Source organism: Salana multivorans (assembly GCF_003751805.1).
GTDB classification, from domain to species: Bacteria; Actinomycetota; Actinomycetes; order Actinomycetales; family Beutenbergiaceae; genus Salana; species Salana multivorans.
In genome coordinates this window covers 2240586-2258082 of the sequence record NZ_RKHQ01000001.1, presented here as the reverse complement: position 1 = coordinate 2258082, position 17497 = coordinate 2240586, and the positions used below count along the sequence as shown (strand labels likewise).

Annotated in this window: 11 protein-coding genes; all 11 read right to left on the bottom strand. The window is 69.5% G+C overall.

All coding sequences use genetic code 11. From position 1 onward, the window contains the following. Positions 1-168: 168 nt before the first annotated feature. Complete coding sequence (gene tuf / locus EDD28_RS09600; protein ID WP_123739401.1) at positions 169-1359, bottom strand: elongation factor Tu; 1191 nt, start codon at positions 1357-1359, stop codon at positions 169-171. A gap of 109 nt (positions 1360-1468) precedes the next feature. Further along, entirely contained in the window at positions 1469-3571 is a 2103-nt protein-coding gene (fusA, locus tag EDD28_RS09595) for an elongation factor G (protein ID WP_123739400.1), read from the bottom strand. Positions 3572-3716: 145 nt separating this feature from the next. After that, on the bottom strand, positions 3717-4187 hold the full coding sequence (rpsG, locus tag EDD28_RS09590) for a 30S ribosomal protein S7 (protein ID WP_123739399.1): 471 nt from the start codon (positions 4185-4187) through the stop codon (positions 3717-3719). Further along, on the bottom strand, positions 4187-4561 hold the full coding sequence (gene rpsL, locus EDD28_RS09585; protein ID WP_123739398.1) for a 30S ribosomal protein S12: 375 nt from the start codon (positions 4559-4561) through the stop codon (positions 4187-4189). Before rpsL ends, rpsG begins: the two co-directional genes overlap by 1 nt. A gap of 269 nt (positions 4562-4830) precedes the next feature. Beyond that, complete coding sequence (locus EDD28_RS09580; protein ID WP_123739397.1) at positions 4831-5511, bottom strand: hypothetical protein; 681 nt, start codon at positions 5509-5511, stop codon at positions 4831-4833. Further along, positions 5508-7367 (bottom strand): M91 family zinc metallopeptidase, encoded by a 1860-nt coding sequence (locus tag EDD28_RS09575; RefSeq protein ID WP_123739396.1) that lies wholly within the window; start codon positions 7365-7367, stop codon positions 5508-5510. Before EDD28_RS09575 ends, EDD28_RS09580 begins: the two co-directional genes overlap by 4 nt. After that, on the bottom strand, positions 7364-7681 hold the full coding sequence (locus EDD28_RS09570) for a hypothetical protein (protein WP_123739395.1): 318 nt from the start codon (positions 7679-7681) through the stop codon (positions 7364-7366). The genes EDD28_RS09575 and EDD28_RS09570 overlap by 4 nt, the downstream gene beginning before the upstream one ends. Positions 7682-7825: 144 nt before the next feature. After that, positions 7826-11719, bottom strand: coding sequence for a DNA-directed RNA polymerase subunit beta' (locus EDD28_RS09565; RefSeq protein ID WP_123739394.1), 3894 nt, complete (start codon positions 11717-11719; stop codon positions 7826-7828). Between the two features lie 148 nt (positions 11720-11867). Beyond that, the gene (rpoB, locus tag EDD28_RS09560; RefSeq protein ID WP_123739393.1) at positions 11868-15380 is read right to left on the bottom strand and encodes a DNA-directed RNA polymerase subunit beta; all 3513 of its coding nucleotides are present in this window, start codon (positions 15378-15380) and stop codon (positions 11868-11870) included. Positions 15381-16283: 903 nt separating this feature from the next. Continuing rightward, positions 16284-16673 (bottom strand): 50S ribosomal protein L7/L12, encoded by a 390-nt coding sequence (rplL, locus tag EDD28_RS09555; RefSeq protein ID WP_123739392.1) that lies wholly within the window; start codon positions 16671-16673, stop codon positions 16284-16286. Positions 16674-16751: 78 nt separating this feature from the next. Continuing rightward, positions 16752-17270, bottom strand: a complete 519-nt coding sequence (gene rplJ / locus EDD28_RS09550) for a 50S ribosomal protein L10 (protein WP_123739391.1) — start codon at positions 17268-17270, stop codon at positions 16752-16754. Positions 17271-17497: the final 227 nt, after the last annotated feature.

Here is a 17497-nt window from a genome sequence, read left to right as displayed (position 1 = left end):
AACCGTACCACGGCACGCCTCCCCGGCACCACCCGCGGCGGGAACGACGACGGCCGGGGACGACGAAGGGCCCCGGGAGCCGAAGCTCCCGGGGCCCTTCTGTGCGTCATTCCTCCGGGGAGGACCTCACGCCGTGATCACGCCGTGATCACCAGGCTGATCGGACGATCAGGCGAGGATCTTGGTGACCGTGCCCGAACCGACCGTGCGGCCACCCTCGCGGATGGCGAAGCCCTGACCCTCCTCGAGGGCGATCGGCTGGATGAGCTCGACCGTCATCTCGGTGGTGTCGCCGGGCAGGACCATCTCGGTGCCCTCGGGCAGGGAGATGACGCCGGTGACGTCCGTCGTGCGGATGTAGAACTGCGGGCGGTAGTTCGTGTAGAACGGGTTGTGACGGCCACCCTCGTCCTTCTTGAGGATGTACGCCTGGCCCTCGAACTTCGTGTGCGGGGTCACGGACCCCGGCTTCACGACGACCTGGCCGCGCTCGACGTCGTCACGCTTGGTGCCGCGCAGGAGCAGACCGCAGTTCTCGCCGGCCCACGCCTCGTCCATCTGCTTGTGGAACATCTCGATGCCCGTGACCGTGGTCTTCTGCGGGGCGCGCAGACCGACGATCTCGACCTCGGAGTTGATCGGGAGCTTGCCGCGCTCGACCTTGCCGGTGACGACCGTGCCACGACCGGTGATCGTGAAGACGTCCTCGATCGGCATGAGGAACGGCTTGTCCATGTCGCGCTCGGGCTCCGGGACGTTCTCGTCCACGGCGTTCATGAGCTCCTCGATGGACTTGGTCCACTCCGGGTCGCCCTCGAGCGCCTTGAGGCCCGACACGCGGACGACGGGGGCGTTGTCGCCGTCGAAGCCCTGCGCGGAGAGGAGCTCACGCACCTCCATCTCGACGAGCTCGAGGATCTCCTCGTCGTCGACCATGTCGGACTTGTTGAGCGCGACGAGGAGGTACGGGACGCCGACCTGGCGGGCGAGCAGGACGTGCTCGCGCGTCTGGGCCATCGGACCGTCGGTCGCGGCGACCACGAGGATGGCGCCGTCCATCTGCGCCGCACCCGTGATCATGTTCTTGATGTAGTCGGCGTGACCGGGAGCGTCGACGTGAGCGTAGTGACGCTTCTCCGTCTGGTACTCGATGTGCGCGATGTTGATCGTGATACCGCGCTGCTTCTCCTCCGGCGCCTTGTCGATCTCGTCGAACGCGAACACCGGGTTGAGGTCCGGGTACTTGTCGTGCAGGACCTTGGAGATCGCCGCCGACAGCGTCGTCTTGCCGTGGTCGACGTGACCGATCGTGCCGATGTTGACGTGCGGCTTGGTCCGCTCGAACTTGGCCTTAGCCACTGGGGTTCCTCCTGGAACTCTGGTAGTTGCTGCACCGTGCGGAGGTCCGCCGCGGTGTCCCTACGGGTCTGGTTGGTGTGGTGCTGGGTGGAGCTGGCGCCCCGTGGGACTACTCGCCCCGGGTCTTCTTGATGATCTCCTCGGCGACGTTCCGAGGAACCTCGGCGTAGCTGTCGAACTGCATCGAGTACACCGCGCGACCCTGGGTCTTCGACCGCAGGTCACCGATGTAGCCGAAGAGCTCGGACAGCGGAACCAGTGCGCGGACAACCTTAACGCCCGACGCGTCGTTCATCGACTGGATCATGCCACGCCGGGAGTTGAGGTCGCCGATGACGTCGCCCATGTACTCCTCGGGCGTCCGCACCTCGACGTCCATGACGGGCTCGAGCAGCGCCGGGTCGGCCCTGCGCATGCCCTCCTTGAACGCCATCGAGCCGGCGATCTTGAACGCCATCTCCGAGGAGTCGACGTCGTGCGCGGCGCCGTCGACCAGCGTCGCCTTGACGCCGACGACCGGGAAGCCCGCCAGGACGCCGGACTGCATGGCGTCCTGGATGCCGTGATCGACGCTCGGGATGTACTCGCGCGGGACGCGGCCACCCGTGACGGCGTTGGTGAACTCGTACACCTGGCCGTCGGTCGTCTCCAGCGGCTCGAAGGTCACCTGGACCTTCGCGAACTGGCCCGAGCCACCCGTCTGCTTCTTGTGCGTGTAGTCGAGCTTCTCGACCGCGCGACGGATCGTCTCGCGGTACGCGACCTGCGGCTTGCCGACGTTCGCCTCGACCTTGAACTCACGACGCATGCGGTCGACGAGGATGTCGAGGTGGAGCTCGCCCATGCCCTTGATGACGGTCTGGCCGGTCTCCTGGTCGAGCTGGACCTGGAACGTCGGGTCCTCCTCGGCCAGCTTCTGGATCGCCGTGCCCAGCTTCTCCTGGTCACCCTTGGTCTTGGGCTCGATGGCCACCTCGATGACCGGGTCCGGGAACGTCATGGACTCGAGCACGACCGGGGCGTCGAGCGCGCACAGCGTGTCACCCGTGGTGGTGTCCTTGAGGCCGATGAACGCGTAGATGTGCCCGGCGGTGGCCTCCTCGACCGGGTTCTCCTTGTTCGCGTGCATCTGGAAGAGCTTGCCGACGCGCTCCTTCTTGCCCTTGGTGGCGTTGAGGATCTGCTGGCCGGGCGTCACGCGACCGGAGTAGATGCGCACGAAGGTGAGCTTGCCGAAGAACGGGTGCACGGCGATCTTGAAGGCGAGCGCCGAGAACGGGGCGTCGAGGGACGCCGCGCGCTCGAGGATGATCTCCTCGTCGCGCACGTCGTGACCCTGGACGGCGGGGACGTCGAGCGGGCTCGGCAGGTAGTCGATGACCGCGTCGAGCATGGGCTGGACGCCCTTGTTCTTGAAGGCCGAGCCGCACAGCACCGGGTAGGCCTCGGAGGTGACGGTGAGCTTGCGGATGCCGGACTTGATCTCGGCGACCGTCAGCTCCTCGCCGCCGAGGTACTTCTCGAGCAGCTCCTCGTCGGTCTCGGCGACGGCCTCGACGAGCTCGGCGTGGTACTGCTCCGCCCGCTCCTTGAGGTCGGCCGGGATCTCCTCGACCGTGTAGTTCGCACCCATGGCCGTCTCGCCGCGCCACAGGAGCGCGCGCATCTCGACCAGGTCGACGACGCCCTCGAACGTGCTCTCGGCACCGATCGGGAGCTGGATCACCAGCGGACGCGCGCCGAGGCGCGACTTGATGGTGTCGACCGTGAAGTAGAAGTCGGCGCCCAGCTTGTCCATCTTGTTGACGAAGCAGATGCGCGGGACGTCGTACTTGTCGGCCTGGCGCCACACCGTCTCCGACTGGGGCTCGACGCCCTCCTTGCCGTCGAAGACGGCGACGGCACCATCGAGCACGCGGAGGCTGCGCTCCACCTCGACCGTGAAGTCCACGTGGCCGGGGGTGTCGATGATGTTGATCTGGTTGCCGTTCCAGAAGCAGGTGACGGCGGCGGAGGTGATGGTGATCCCCCGCTCCTTCTCCTGCTCCATCCAGTCGGTCGTCGAGGCGCCGTCGTGGGTCTCGCCGATCTTGTAGTTGACGCCCGTGTAGAAGAGGATCCGCTCGGTCGTCGTGGTCTTGCCGGCGTCGATGTGCGCCATGATGCCGATGTTGCGGACCTTGTTCAGGTCGGTCAGCACGTCGAGTGCCACAGGTGCTCGTTTCTGTTCGGTATGAGCGATTCGGGTGCACCGCCGGCTTCTGGCCGACGGTGCGGGAGGCGGGTGGCGGACCGGAGGGTCCGCGGGGCGGGCAGCGACGACGCGGCCGGGGGCCGAGCGCCGTCGCCGGCCCGGCTCACCAGCGGTAGTGCGCGAACGCCCGGTTGGACTCGGCCATCTTGTGCGTGTCCTCGCGGCGCTTGACCGCGGCGCCGAGACCGTTCGACGCGTCGAGGATCTCGTTCATGAGGCGCTCGGTCATCGTCTTCTCGCGACGCTGACGCGAGTAGTCGACGAGCCAGCGCATCGCCAGCGCCGTGGCGCGGGCGGGGCGGACCTCGACCGGGACCTGGTAGGTGGAGCCACCGACGCGGCGGGACTTCACCTCGAGCGACGGACGGACGTTGTCGAGCGCGCGCTTGAGCACGGCGGCGGGGTCCTGCTGCGTCTTCTCGCGGACGCCCTCGAGGGCGTCGTACACGATGCGCTCGGCGACGGACTTCTTGCCGTCGAGGAGCACGCGGTTGACGAGCTGAGAGACCGTCGGCGAGCCGTAGACCGGGTCGACGACGACGGGGCGCTTGGGTGCGGGGCCCTTACGAGGCATTACTTCTTCTCCTTCTTGGCGCCGTAACGGCTGCGGGCCTGCTGACGGCCGCGCACGCCCTGCGTGTCGAGCGCGCCACGCACGATCTTGTAGCGGACACCGGGAAGGTCCTTCACACGACCGCCGCGCACGAGCACGATCGAGTGCTCCTGGAGGTTGTGGCCGACGCCCGGGATGTACGCCGTGACCTCGATGCCGCTCGACAGCTTCACGCGAGCAACCTTGCGCAGCGCCGAGTTCGGCTTCTTCGGGGTCGTGGTGTACACGCGGGTGCACACGCCGCGGCGCTGGGGCGAACCCTTGAGCGCCGGGGTCTTGGAGCTGGTGGTCTTGGGCGCACGGCCCTTGCGGACCAGCTGCTGAATGGTAGGCACTACGTCTCCGTCTCGAGAGATTGACTCAGTGGTCGTTTCTCCCGCACCGGTGGGCCCACGCGTGTGCTCGGGCGCACACGGGACGAGACTCGTCTCGGGTGGGCGCCGGTGGTCGCTGCCACTCAGTGATCCCGACCGACGCCCTCGGTCGAGCCGGGGGTAACGTCAAGGAGCGGAATCACGCGCACGCAAGAGCCCGCCTGTGCGGGCACCGCAGGACACAGTACGCCGACGGGGCCTCCACGTCAACCGGCGGACGGCTCGGCCCGTCAGCCCGAACCGGTCTCCCAGTCGAGCGCGACCGGCTCGGCGAGCTCGATCGCGTTGCTGCACACCAGTCGCACCCGGGACGCCCACCAGCCGTCGTCCCACGGGTAGTCGAGCGTCTCCCCCGAGACGTCGTACCCCGCGTCGGCGACGACGGAGGCCGGCACGACCGCGAGGCAGTACCGGACCGCGCGCACCGGGTCGGGCGCGCCCCGCGACCACCGGCCCGGGTCGTCCGACCGGCCGGCGAGCGGGATCCCCGGCGCGCGGACGAGCTCCGTCGCCCCGGGTCCGAGCCGGTCGGCGCTGGACGGCCCGGGGTCCTGCACCCAGCTGATCGCGTCGAGCTCGGCCTGCCCGAGCACCCGGTCGACGACGAGGACCCCACCCGGCGTCGTCGCGTCGGCCACCACCACCCGGTTCGCCTGCGGCACCCACAGGTCGCCGCCGGAGTCGTTGCGGAGCTCGAGCCCGAGCCGGAGCGCACCGGAACCGGCGCCCGGCTCGACGCTCGCCGAGGCGATGGTGAGCGTGACGTCGCCCGCCGGCCACCGCTCGTGCGGGAGGCGTCCGCCACCGCCGCCGCACCCGGCGACGACGGCCGCCAGCGAGGCCAGCGCCGCGAGACCGCCAAGGACGACGACGCGGGGGCGCCGCCGCCCGCTCCCCCGGACCCGCCTCACCGGTAGTGCTCCCTCGTCGGCAGTCCCATCTCGTCGCGCAGCCCGTTCTCGGTGGTGGCGAGCGGATGGCGCGGATCGATGATCTCGGGTGTGCTCGGGTCGCGGTCGTGATCGATGGGGAGCCCGGTGGCCTGCCGCTCCGCGACGCGGATGCCGTGGTCCTGGGCGTCGGCGCCCTCGTACATCCAGTCGGGATCGTAGGAGCCGTTGATGTAGTCGTAGGCGTGACCCATCTCGTGCTGGAGGACGACGACGGGAGGAGCACCGCGGAAGTCGTCGATCGACGGAAGGTACTGGATCACGTGGGGGTTGCCGCTCCCGTTGGCGTAGGAGTTCTCGTACCAGGGGTCGCCCTGTCCGCCGTGCTCGTCGGCCGGGACGAGCTCGCGGATGTCCAGCGACTTCCGACCGAGCCCGAAGAACCAGCTCCCCGAGTCGTCGTACTTCTCCGAGAGGTTGGCGAGCAACTGCTGCCCGGTCGGTGAGGAGCGCAGGAGGTCGAGATCGGCCCTCACGCGCTCGATGAACTCCGGCGACCCGGTGATCGTGATGTGCTCGGTGTCCGCGGGGATCTGGAGGTTGACGTTGACCTCGTTGGTCGAGCCATCCGCCCGCCGGTCGTCGTGGCTCGTGTCCCGGCCCGTACCGCCGATGGTCCGGTCCTCGCCAAGACCGCCGTAGCTGACGTCGTCGCCCGCACCGCCCGAGATCTCGTCCCTGCCGCGACCGCCGGAGAGCACGTCGGCGCCGTGGCCTCCCGAGAGCACGTCGTTGCCGGCACCGCCCTCGAGGAAGTCCTCGTCGCGGCCGCCGCTGAGGTGGTCGTCCCCGCCGAGCCCGTAGAGCGTGTCCCGGCCCTCGCCGCCGAAGATGCGGTCGTCACCACCCTGGCCGTCGAGGTAGTCGGCCTCGGCGCCGCCCGAGACGTAGTCACCGCCACCGCCCGCCTTGATGACGTCCTCGCCCCCGAGGCCGAAGAGGCGGTCGCGACCCCCGCCGCCCGTGATGATGTCCGCCCCCTCGCCGCCGAGCGCGGTGAACCGCAGCCGCGAGTCCCGCGGCAGCGTGATGATGTCGTTCCCACCGCCGCCGTGGAGCACGAGCTCCTCGCCGGCTGGCAGGCGGAAGGTGCGCGACTCCCCCTCGGTCATCACGCGCTCACCGTCGACGGTGCTGAAGGAGAGCTTCGTGACGGTGACGATCTGCTCCCCGGTCTCCGGGTCGATCGTCACGGTGATGCGCTCGTCGCCCTCGCCGCCGCGCAGCATGATCGCGCCGTCGATCTCGACGATGCCGATGCCGGTCAGGTCCAGCTCGTCGCCCGGGTCGAAGAACGACCCGCCAAGGGTGAAGCTCCACCAGGTCTGCGTGAGCGCGTCCCAGCGCGCCGTGGCCGAGGCGACCTCACCCTCGAGGGCGACGAGCGAGCCGTCCAGCTCCGCCCGTACGCCCTCGGCCGCCGTGACGGCCGAGCGCACGATGGCCTGGTCCTCCTCGGTCTCGGTGACGAACCACAGGCTGCCGTCGGACAGGACCCGGCGCTCGAAGCTCATGACGTCACCCCAGCTCGAGTCGAGGCGTCCCTGGGCCGCCGTCACCGTTCCGGCGACGCTCTGCATCGTCCGCGCGAGGGCGGCCGCGATGTCCGCCGCCTCGTCGAGGTCCCGGACGAGCGCGCGCCGGCGCTCGTCGTACGCGTCCGCCGCCTCCCCCTCCCAGGTCTCCAGCGGGTTCGCCATGTCGGCGCGCGCGCCGTCGGCCACGGTGCTCACGCTGCGCGCGACGTCCGACCACGCCGTGGCCGCCGTCTCGATCTGCCCGGGGTCGGCGCGCAGGTCCCAGAGGCCCTGGCTCATCGCTGCTCGAATCTCGCCGCCGCGTCCTCGTCCGTGCTGCCGTAGCCGAACCCGCACGTGTAGAGGCTGTCGGCGGCCACCTCGAGCACGGCCCGCAGGGTGTCGAGCGCCGAGTCGGCGGCCTCGGAGCACCCGACGTGCGCCGAGATGACGGCGGCGCCGGCCGCGGTGCTCCCGGCGGAGAACCCGGCCGCGGCCGTGGCAAGACCCACGATGGTCGCGGACCCGTCCTGCCACGCCGTCCCCAGGGAGACGGAGTGCCCCAGGACCTGGCTGCCCGCGGTCACGAGCGCCTCGGGATCGACCGTCGTCATGGTGCTCCTCCCCGCCCGGTCGTCGCCGCCCGACCGTGGCGCGCGACTGTCGGCGAGGCTACACGAACGGCGGGCCGCCACCCCGTGGGGTGGCGGCCCGCCGTTCGTGCTGGGCGCACGCCGTGCCGAGCGCGGCGCGACGCGTCAGCGGTAGTCGTCGAAGCCGCGACCGAGGTCGAGCTCCTCGAGGGCGATCGCCTCGCCGGAGCCGGTCTCGTAGGACATCGGCAGGTACTCGATGTCGTCGTAGCCGAAGGCCGGGTACAGCTCGGCCTTCGCCTCCTCGGTCGGCTCGACCGACACGTCGCGGTACCGCGGAAGGCCCGTCCCGGCGGGGATGAGCTTACCGAGGATGACGTTCTCCTTGAGGCCGAGCAGCGAGTCGGAGCGACCCGACATCGCGGCCTCGGTGAGCACCTTGGTCGTCTCCTGGAAGGAGGCGGCCGAGAGCCAGGAGTCCGTGGCGAGCGACGCCTTGGTGATCCCCATGAGCTCCGGGCGGCCCGAGGCCGGCGTGCCGCCCTCGGAGACGACGCGGCGGTTCTCCTCCTCGAACCGGGAGCGCTCGGCGAGCTCACCCGGCAGCAGGTCGGAGTCACCCGAGTCGAGCACGGTCACGCGACGCAGCATCTGCCGGACGATGACCTCGATGTGCTTGTCGTGGATGTCGACGCCCTGGCTCCGGTAGGTCTCCTGGACCTGCTGAACGAGGTGCTTCTGCACGGCCTGCGGGCCGAGGATGCGCAGCACCTTCTTGGGGTCGACCGCACCGGCGACGAGCTGCTGCCCGACCGCGACGTGGTCGCCGTCGGAGATGAGCAGCCGCGAGCGCTTGGAGACCGGGTAGGCCAGCTCCTCGCTGCCGTCGTCGGGCGTCACGACGAGCTTGCGCGTGCGCTCCGTGTCGTCGATCCGGACGCGGCCGGCGGCCTCGGAGATCGGGGCCTCACCCTTGGGGGTGCGGGCCTCGAACAGCTCCTGGACGCGCGGCAGACCCTGCGTGATGTCCTCGGCCGCCGCCACACCACCGGTGTGGAACGTCCGCATCGTCAGCTGGGTGCCGGGCTCGCCGATGGACTGGGCGGCGATGATGCCGACCGCCTCGCCGACGTCGACGAGCTTGCCCGTGGCCAGCGAGCGGCCGTAGCACATCGCGCACGTGCCGACCCGCGAGGCGCAGGTGAGGACGGAGCGGACCTTGATGGTCTCGATCCCGTGCTCGACGAGCTTCTCGATGACGACGTCGCCGACGTCCTCGCCCGCGTTCGCGAGCACCTCGCCGTCCTCGCCCACCACGTCGACCGCGAGGGTCCGTGCGTAGGCCGAGGTCTCGACCGTCTCGGCCCGGTAGGCCTTGCCGGTGGAGTCCTTCTCCGCGATCGTCATGACGAGGCCGCGCTCGGTGCCGCAGTCCTCCTCGCGGATGATGACGTCCTGGGAGACGTCGACGAGGCGGCGCGTGAGGTAGCCCGAGTCGGCCGTCCGCAGAGCGGTGTCGGCCAGACCCTTGCGGGCGCCGTGCGTCGCGATGAAGTACTCGAGCACCGAGAGGCCCTCGCGGTAGTTCGAGGTGATCGGACGCGGGATGATCTCACCCTTCGGGTTCGCCACGAGGCCGCGCATACCGGCGATCTGGCGGACCTGCATCCAGTTACCACGAGCACCCGAGGTGACCATCCGCTGGATGGTGTTGCGCGTCGGGAAGTTGGCGCGCATCGCCTCGTCGACCTCGTCGGTCGCCTTGGTCCAGATGTCGATGAGCTCGCTGCGACGCTCCTCGTCCGTGATGAGACCCAGGTCGAACTGCGCCTGGACCTTCGCGGCCGCGTCCTCGTACCGGTCGAGGATCTCCGGCTTGGTGTCCGGGGGCACGACGTCGGAGAACGCGATGGTGAGGCCCGAGCGGGTCGCCCACTGGAACCCCGCCGCCTTGAGGGCGTCGAGGCTCGCGGCCACCTCCACCTTCGGGTAGCGCTCGGCCAGGTCGTTGACGATGACCGAGAGCTCCTTCTTGCCGACGACCCCGTTGACGTACGGGTAGTCGACCGGGAGGGTCTCGTTGAACAGCGCGCGGCCCAGCGTCGTCCCGAAGAGGATCGTGTCGCCGCTCTCCCAGCCCTCCGGCGCCTCGTAGCCGACCGGCGGCACGAGGTCGTCCATGAGGACCTTGATCTCGGCGTTCAGGTCCAGCTCCCCGGCGTCGAACGCCATGATCGCCTCGGCGATCGAGGAGAACGAGCGGCCGGCGCCCTTTGCGTCCTCACGGTCGGACGTGAGGTGGAACAGACCGATGATCATGTCCTGCGACGGCATGGTCACCGGACGACCGTCCGACGGCTTGAGGATGTTGTTGCTCGAGAGCATGAGGATGCGGGCCTCGGCCTGCGCCTCGGCGCTCAGGGGCAGGTGGACGGCCATCTGGTCGCCGTCGAAGTCGGCGTTGAACGCCGCGCAGACGAGCGGGTGCAGGTGAATCGCCTTGCCCTCGACGAGCTGGGGCTCGAACGCCTGGATGCCGAGACGGTGCAGCGTGGGTGCGCGGTTGAGCAGCACCGGGTGCTCCGTGATGACCTCCTCGAGCACGTCCCACACGACGGGACGCGCGCGCTCGACCATCCGCTTGGCGCTCTTGATGTTCTGCGCGTGGTTGAGGTCGACGAGACGCTTCATCACGAACGGCTTGAACAGCTCGAGCGCCATCTGCTTGGGCAGACCGCACTGGTGCAGCTTGAGCTGCGGGCCGACGACGATGACCGAGCGGCCCGAGTAGTCGACGCGCTTGCCGAGCAGGTTCTGGCGGAAGCGCCCCTGCTTGCCCTTGAGCATGTCCGAGATGGACTTGAGCGGGCGGTTGCCGGGGCCCGTGACCGGGCGGCCGCGGCGGCCGTTGTCGAACAGCGCGTCGACGGCCTCCTGGAGCATCCGCTTCTCGTTGTTCACGATGATCTCGGGCGCGCCGAGGTCGAGCAGACGCTTGAGCCGGTTGTTCCGGTTGATGACGCGGCGGTACAGGTCGTTCAGGTCGGAGGTCGCGAAGCGGCCACCGTCGAGCTGGACCATCGGGCGCAGGTCCGGCGGGATCACCGGGATGCAGTCGAGCACCATGCCGAGCGGGGAGTTCGTCGTCGTGAGGAACGCGTTGACGACCTTGAGCCGCTTGAGGGCGCGGGTCTTGCGCTGGCCCTTGCCCGTGCGGATGATCTCGCGCAGCGTCTCGGCCTCGGCCTCGAGGTCGAAGGTCTCGAGGCGACGCTTGATCGCCTCGGCGCCCATCGCACCCTCGAAGTACGAGCCGTAGCGCGCCTCGAGCTCGCGGTAGAGCATCTCGTCGCCCTCGAGGTCGGCGACCTTGAGGTTCTTGAACCGGTCCCAGACGCGCTCGAGACGCTCGGTCTCCTGCTTGGACCGGTTGCGCAGCTGCTGCATCTCGCGCTCGGCGGACTGCTGCACCTTCTTGCGCACGTCGGCCTTGGCGCCCTCGGCCTCGAGCTCGGCCAGGTCGGACTCGAGCTTCTTGGTCCGCTCGGAGATGTCGCCGTCGAGCCGCTTGGTGATCTGCGCCTTCTCGATGTCGATCTCGTTCTGCAGCGACGCGAGGTCCTGCGAACGACGCTCGGCGTCGACGGCCGTGATCATGTGCGCCGCGAAGTAGATGACCTTCTCCAGGTCCTTCGGGGCGAGGTCGAGCAGGTACCCGAGGCGCGAGGGGACGCCCTTGAAGTACCAGATGTGCGTCACGGGCGCCGCGAGCTCGATGTGGCCCATCCGCTCACGGCGGACCTTCGAGCGCGTCACCTCGACCTGGCAGCGCTCGCAGACGATGCCCTTGAAGCGCACGCGCTTGTACTTGCCGCACGAGCACTCCCAGTCCCGCGTGGGACCGAAGATGCGCTCGCAGAACAGGCCGTCCTTCTCGGGCTTGAGCGTGCGGTAGTTGATCGTCTCCGGCTTCTTGACCTCGCCGTGCGACCAGGTGCGCACGTCATCGGCCGTCGCGAGGCCGATCCGCAGCTCGTCGAACAGGTTGACGTCGAGCAAGGTGTCCTACTTCCTTCGGTGTGTCACCGGTCAATCGAATGGGGTGGGATCCGATCCCCGGCCGCCGGGCCTCGTGTCCGAGGCGCCGGCCGGCCGGTCGGGGGTCCTGTCGGGTCGTCGAGCGACGCCGACAGGACCGCGCCCGGGATCAGATCTCGTCGATGTTGCTGGCGTCAGGACGGCGGGACAGGTCGATCCCGAGCTCCTCGGCGGCCCGGTAGACCTCCTCGTCCGTGTCGCGCATCTCGATGAGCGTGCCGTCGGCCGAGAGGACCTCGACGTTCAGGCACAGCGACTGCATCTCCTTGATGAGCACCTTGAAGGACTCGGGGATGCCCGGCTCGGGGATGTTCTCGCCCTTGACGATCGCCTCGTAGACCTTGACGCGGCCCGGGACGTCGTCCGACTTGATGGTGAGCAGCTCCTGCAGCGCGTAGGCGGCGCCGTACGCCTCGAGGGCCCACACCTCCATCTCGCCGAACCGCTGGCCACCGAACTGCGCCTTACCACCGAGCGGCTGCTGGGTGATCATCGAGTACGGACCGGTGGAACGCGCGTGGATCTTGTCGTCCACCAGGTGGTGCAGCTTGAGGATGTACATGTAGCCGATCGAGATCGGCTCCGGGAACGGCTCGCCGGAGCGGCCGTCGAACAGCCGCGCCTTGCCGCTGGAGTTGACCAGCTGGACCCCGTCGCGCGTGCGGAGCGTCGAGTCGAGCAGACCCGCGAGCTCCTCCTCGCGCACACCGTCGAAGACCGGCGTCGCAACCGTCGTGCCCGGCTCGGCCGCGAGGGCCGAGGCGGGCAGGTGCTTCGCCCAGCCCGGGACGCCGTCCTTGCCGGCGTCGCCGTCGAGCGACGCGTCCCAGCCGTTCTTGGCGACCCACCCGAGGTGGGTCTCCATGACCTGGCCGACGTTCATGCGGCCGGGCACGCCGAGCGGGTTGAGGATGACGTCGAGCGGCGTCCCGTCCTCGAGGAACGGCATGTCCTCGACGGGCAGGATCTTCGAGATGACACCCTTGTTGCCGTGACGGCCGGCGAGCTTGTCACCGTCCGTGATCTTGCGGCGCTGGGCGACGTAGACGCGGACGAGCTGGTTGACCCCCGGGGGCAGCTCGTCGCCGTCCTCGCGGTTGAACTCGCGCACGCCGATGACCGTGCCCTGCTCGCCGTGCGGCACCTTGAGGGACGTGTCGCGCACCTCGCGGGACTTCTCCCCGAAGATGGCGCGGAGCAGGCGCTCCTCCGGCGTCAGCTCGGTCTCACCCTTGGGCGTGACCTTGCCGACCAGGACGTCGCCCGACCCGACCTCGGCACCGATCCGGACGATGCCGCGCTCGTCGAGGTCGGCGAGGACCTCGTCGGAGACGTTCGGGATGTCGCGGGTGATCTCCTCCGGACCCAGCTTGGTGTCGCGGGCGTCGACCTCGTGCTCCTCGATGTGGATCGAGGAGAGGATGTCCTCCGAGACGAGCCGCTGGCTCAGGATGATGGCGTCCTCGTAGTTGTGGCCCTCCCACGACATGAACCCGACGAGGAGGTTGCGGCCGAGCGCGAGCTCGCCCTCGTCCGTCGCCGGCCCGTCGGCGAGCACGGAGCCCACCTCGACGCGCTGGCCCTCGTCGACCAGCACGCGCTGGTTGTAGGACGTGCCCTGGTTGGAGCGCTGGAACTTCGCGACGCGGTAGGTGAAGTGCGTCCCGTCGTCGTGCATGACGACGATCCCGTCGGCCGAGACCTCCGTGACCACACCGGGGGTGTGGGCGACGATGACGTCGCCGGCGTCGATCGCCGCGCGGCGCTCCATGCCGGTCCCGACGAGCGGGGCCTCGGAGCGGACCAGCGGCACCGCCTGGCGCTGCATGTTCGCGCCCATGAGGGCGCGGTTCGCGTCGTCGTGCTCGAGGAACGGGATCATCGCGGTGGCGACCGACACCATCTGGCGCGGGGAGACGTCCATGTAGTCCACCTCGTCGGCGGGGACCAGGACGGCCTCCTCACCACCGGCGCGGACGAGGACGTTCTTCTCGGCGAAGGTGTTGTCGTCGGTCAGCGGCGCGTTGGCCTGCGCGATGACGTGACGGTCCTCGTCGTCGGCCGTGAGGTAGACGACCTCGTCGGTCACGACGCCGTCGATCACCTTGCGGTACGGCGTCTCGACGAAGCCGAACGGGTTGATCCGCGCGTACGTCGCGAGCGAGCCGATGAGACCGATGTTCGGACCCTCGGGGGTCTCGATCGGGCACATGCGGCCGTAGTGCGACGGGTGGACGTCACGGACCTCCATGCTCGCCCGGTCACGGCTCAGACCACCCGGGCCGAGGGCGCTCAGGCGACGCTTGTGCGTGAGGCCCGCCAGGGGGTTGTTCTGGTCCATGAACTGGGAGAGCTGGCTCGTGCCGAAGAACTCCTTGATGGAGGCGACGACCGGCCGGATGTTGATGAGCGTCTGCGGCGTGATCGCCTCGATGTCCTGCGTCGTCATGCGCTCGCGGACCACGCGCTCCATCCGGGACAGGCCCGTGCGGACCTGGTTCTGAATGAGCTCGCCGACCGCGCGGATGCGGCGGTTGCCAAAGTGGTCGATGTCGTCCGTCTCGACGCGCACGACGGCCGGGGCCTCGGAGGTGCCGAGGTCGACCTCGTCGATGCCGCGGTGCAGCGCCGCGAGGTACTTGATCGTCGCGACGATGTCCTCGGGGGTGAGCACCGAGTCCGAGAGCGGGGCGGTGCGACCGAGCTTCTTGTTCAGCTTGTAGCGGCCGACCTTCGCGAGGTCGTAGCGCTTCGGGTTGAAGTAGAAGTTGTCGAGGAGGTTGCGGCCGGCCTCGATGGTCGGCGGCTCGCCCGGACGGATCTTCCGGTAGATGTCGAGCAGCGCCTCGTCCTGCGTCTTGACCGTGTCCTTCTCGAGCGTTTCGAGCACGACGGGGAAGTCGGCGAACTGCTCGCGGATCTCGCCCTCGGTGAGGCCGAGCGCCTTGAGGAAGACGGTGACGGACTGCTTGCGCTTGCGGTCGATGCGCACGCCGACGGCGTCGCGCTTGTCGATCTCGAACTCGAGCCACGCGCCGCGGCTCGGGATCATCTTCACCGACAGCACGTCCTTGTCGGACGTCTTGTCGGCGATGCGCTCGAAGTAGACGCCGGGCGAGCGGACGAGCTGCGAGACGACGACGCGCTCGGTGCCGTTGATGATGAACGTGCCGCGGTCGGTCATGAGCGGGAAGTCGCCCATGAACACGGTCTGCGACTTGATCTCGCCCGTGACGAAGTTCGTGAACTCCGCCGTGACGAAGAGCGGCGCGGAGAAGGTGAAGTCCTTCTCCTTGCACTCCTCGGCCGTGTACTTCGGCGGCTCGAAGCGGTGGTCCTTGAAGCGGAGCTCCATGGACTGGCCCAGGTCCTCGATGGGAGAGATCTCCTCGAAGATCTCCTCGAGGCCCGACGTGCTCGGGACGGGCTGGTTGCGCTCCGCCGCGGCCTCGACACGCGCCTGCCAGCGCTCGTTGCCGAGGAGCCAGTCGAAGCTGTCGAGCTGGAGTCCGAGGAGGTCGGGAGCCTGGAGGGGCTCCGTGATCTTGGCGAAGGAAACCCTTCGCGAAGCGGTGCGGTTGGCGATGGCGTCAGCGATCGAAGGGTTGCTCGAGGCAGCCAAGAGGGATCCTTCCCCACGAAAAGGGTGTTCTCGCGCGCCGCCGCGTGGTTCCCTGGACACCCGGGACGTGGTCTGTCAGCCTGGGACCGAGCCGGAATCCGGCACCGAACCGCGGGCAGCACGACGTGTTCCTGGGATGAGGGGGCACAAGGCAGCGCAAAGCGCGAGCATACCTGAGCGCGGAAGCCAGGTCAACTCCGGGTCGTTGGGGGCTCGGCGGGGGCTCGGACGCCCCGGCGCCACGGGGGCCACGGCGCGCGCCACGACTGCTCCCGGCCCGTCCAGTTCGCCGTGGCCACGCACGCACCGGCTCACCCCACCGGCCCGGACCTCCAGTGGCCACGGACGCCGCGTTGACCCCCGCCGGCCCGCATGCCCTCGGACACCCGGCCCCACGGTGGCCACCGCGTACGCCACGACCACTCCCGGCCCGTCCGGTCCGCCGTGGCCACGCACGCACCGGCTCACCCCGCCGACCCGGCCCCACGGTGGCCACGGACGCCGCGTTGACCACCGACGGCCCGCATGCCCTCGGACACCCGGCCCCACGGTGGCCACGGTGGCCACGGTGGCCACGGTGGCCACGGCCCACCCCACGGCCACTCCCACGGCCACTCCCCGCCCGTCCGGTCCGCCGTGGCTACCCACGCACCGGCTCACCCCACCGGCCCGGATTTCCAGTGGCCACGGTGACGGCGGCGACCACCGCCGGCCCGCATGCCCTCGGACACCCGGCCCCACGGTGGCCACGGCGCGCGCCACGGCCACCGGCATCGCCCCCGCGTCACCGGCCCGGCCCGGCCCCCGGCCTCTGGCCTCTGGCCTCTGGACGAACGACAGCGGGGCCCGCACCTTTCGGTGCGGGCCCCGCTGCGTGATGCGTGGAGCTGAGGTGGCCTCAGATCACTTGATGGTGACCTTGGCGCCAGCGCCCTCGAGCTGCTCCTTGGCCTTGTCCGCGGCCTCCTTGTTGGCGGCCTCGAGGACCGGCTTCGGAGCGCCGTCGACGAGGTCCTTCGCCTCCTTCAGGCCGAGACCCGTGATGGCGCGCACCTCCTTGATGACGGCGATCTTCTGCGAGCCGACCTCCTCGAGGATGACGTCGAACTCGGTCTTCTCCTCCTCCTCGGCGGGAGCGTCGGAGGCGCCGGCAACGGCCTGGACGGCAACGGCGGCCGGAGCGGCGGCCGTGACCTCGAAGACCTCCTCGAACTTCTTCACGAAGTCCGAGAGCTCGATGAGGGTGAGCTCCTTGAAAGCGTCGATGAGCTCGTCAGCGGTGAGCTTCGCCATGATGGGCGTTCCTTCCTGTGATGACTTCTGCGCGTGCTGCGCGAGAGGTGGGGTGAAACGTCTGCCTGTCCGGACGGATCAGGCAGCGGCCTGCTTCTCGCGCAGGGCCTCGATGGTGCGGACCGCCTGCGACGCGGGAGCGGTGAAGACGTACGCAGCCTGGAAGAGCTTCGCCTTCATCGCACCGGCCGCCTTGGCCAGCAGCACCTCGCGCGACTCCAGGTCGGCGAGTGCGGTGATCTCGGCAGGAGTGATCTCCTTGCCGTCGAGCACACCGGCCTTGACGACCAGTGCCGGGTTCGCCTTGGCGAAGTCACGCAGACCCTTGGCCGCCGTCACCGGGTCCCCGGAGACGAAGGCGATGGCGCTCGGGCCGGAGAGCTGCTCAGCGAAGCTCTCGAGACCGGCCTCGCGCGCCGCGATCGCGGCCAGCGTGTTCTTCGCCACGGCGTACTGCGCCTCGGCCCCGAGGGCCTTGCGCAGCTGCTTGAGCTGGGCGACCGTGAGGCCGCGGTACTCGGTGAGCACCGCAGCGCTGGAGCCGCGGAAGAGCTCGGTGAGCTCTGCGACGGCTGCCGCCTTGTCGGGCCTCGCCATGGCATTCCTTTCGGTGGCGACCGTCGGTCTCTCCGCTCGGAACGAGAAAGAGCCCCGCGCACAGGCGCGGGGCTCGAAGGAACGCGGCTCGATCGTGATCGAGCATGACGCGTGTCGAACATCGCACCTGCGCAGGCTTCCCGTGGGAGCTTCGACCCGGAGACGTCATCGTCCGTGCGGACGAGGGCGCAACCGAATGACCGGCGGTCTGGGGTACGCGGACCATC

Coding starts and splice junctions, on each gene's coding strand:
- rpsG (WP_123739399.1), bottom strand. CDS start 4,187: ATGCCTCGTAAGGGCCCCGCACCCAAGCGCCCCGTCGTCGTCGACCCG.
- EDD28_RS09575 (WP_123739396.1), bottom strand. CDS start 7,367: ATGAGCCAGGGCCTCTGGGACCTGCGCGCCGACCCCGGGCAGATCGAG.
- EDD28_RS09570 (WP_123739395.1), bottom strand. CDS start 7,681: ATGACGACGGTCGATCCCGAGGCGCTCGTGACCGCGGGCAGCCAGGTC.
- rplL (WP_123739392.1), bottom strand. CDS start 16,673: ATGGCGAAGCTCACCGCTGACGAGCTCATCGACGCTTTCAAGGAGCTC.
- rplJ (WP_123739391.1), bottom strand. CDS start 17,270: ATGGCGAGGCCCGACAAGGCGGCAGCCGTCGCAGAGCTCACCGAGCTC.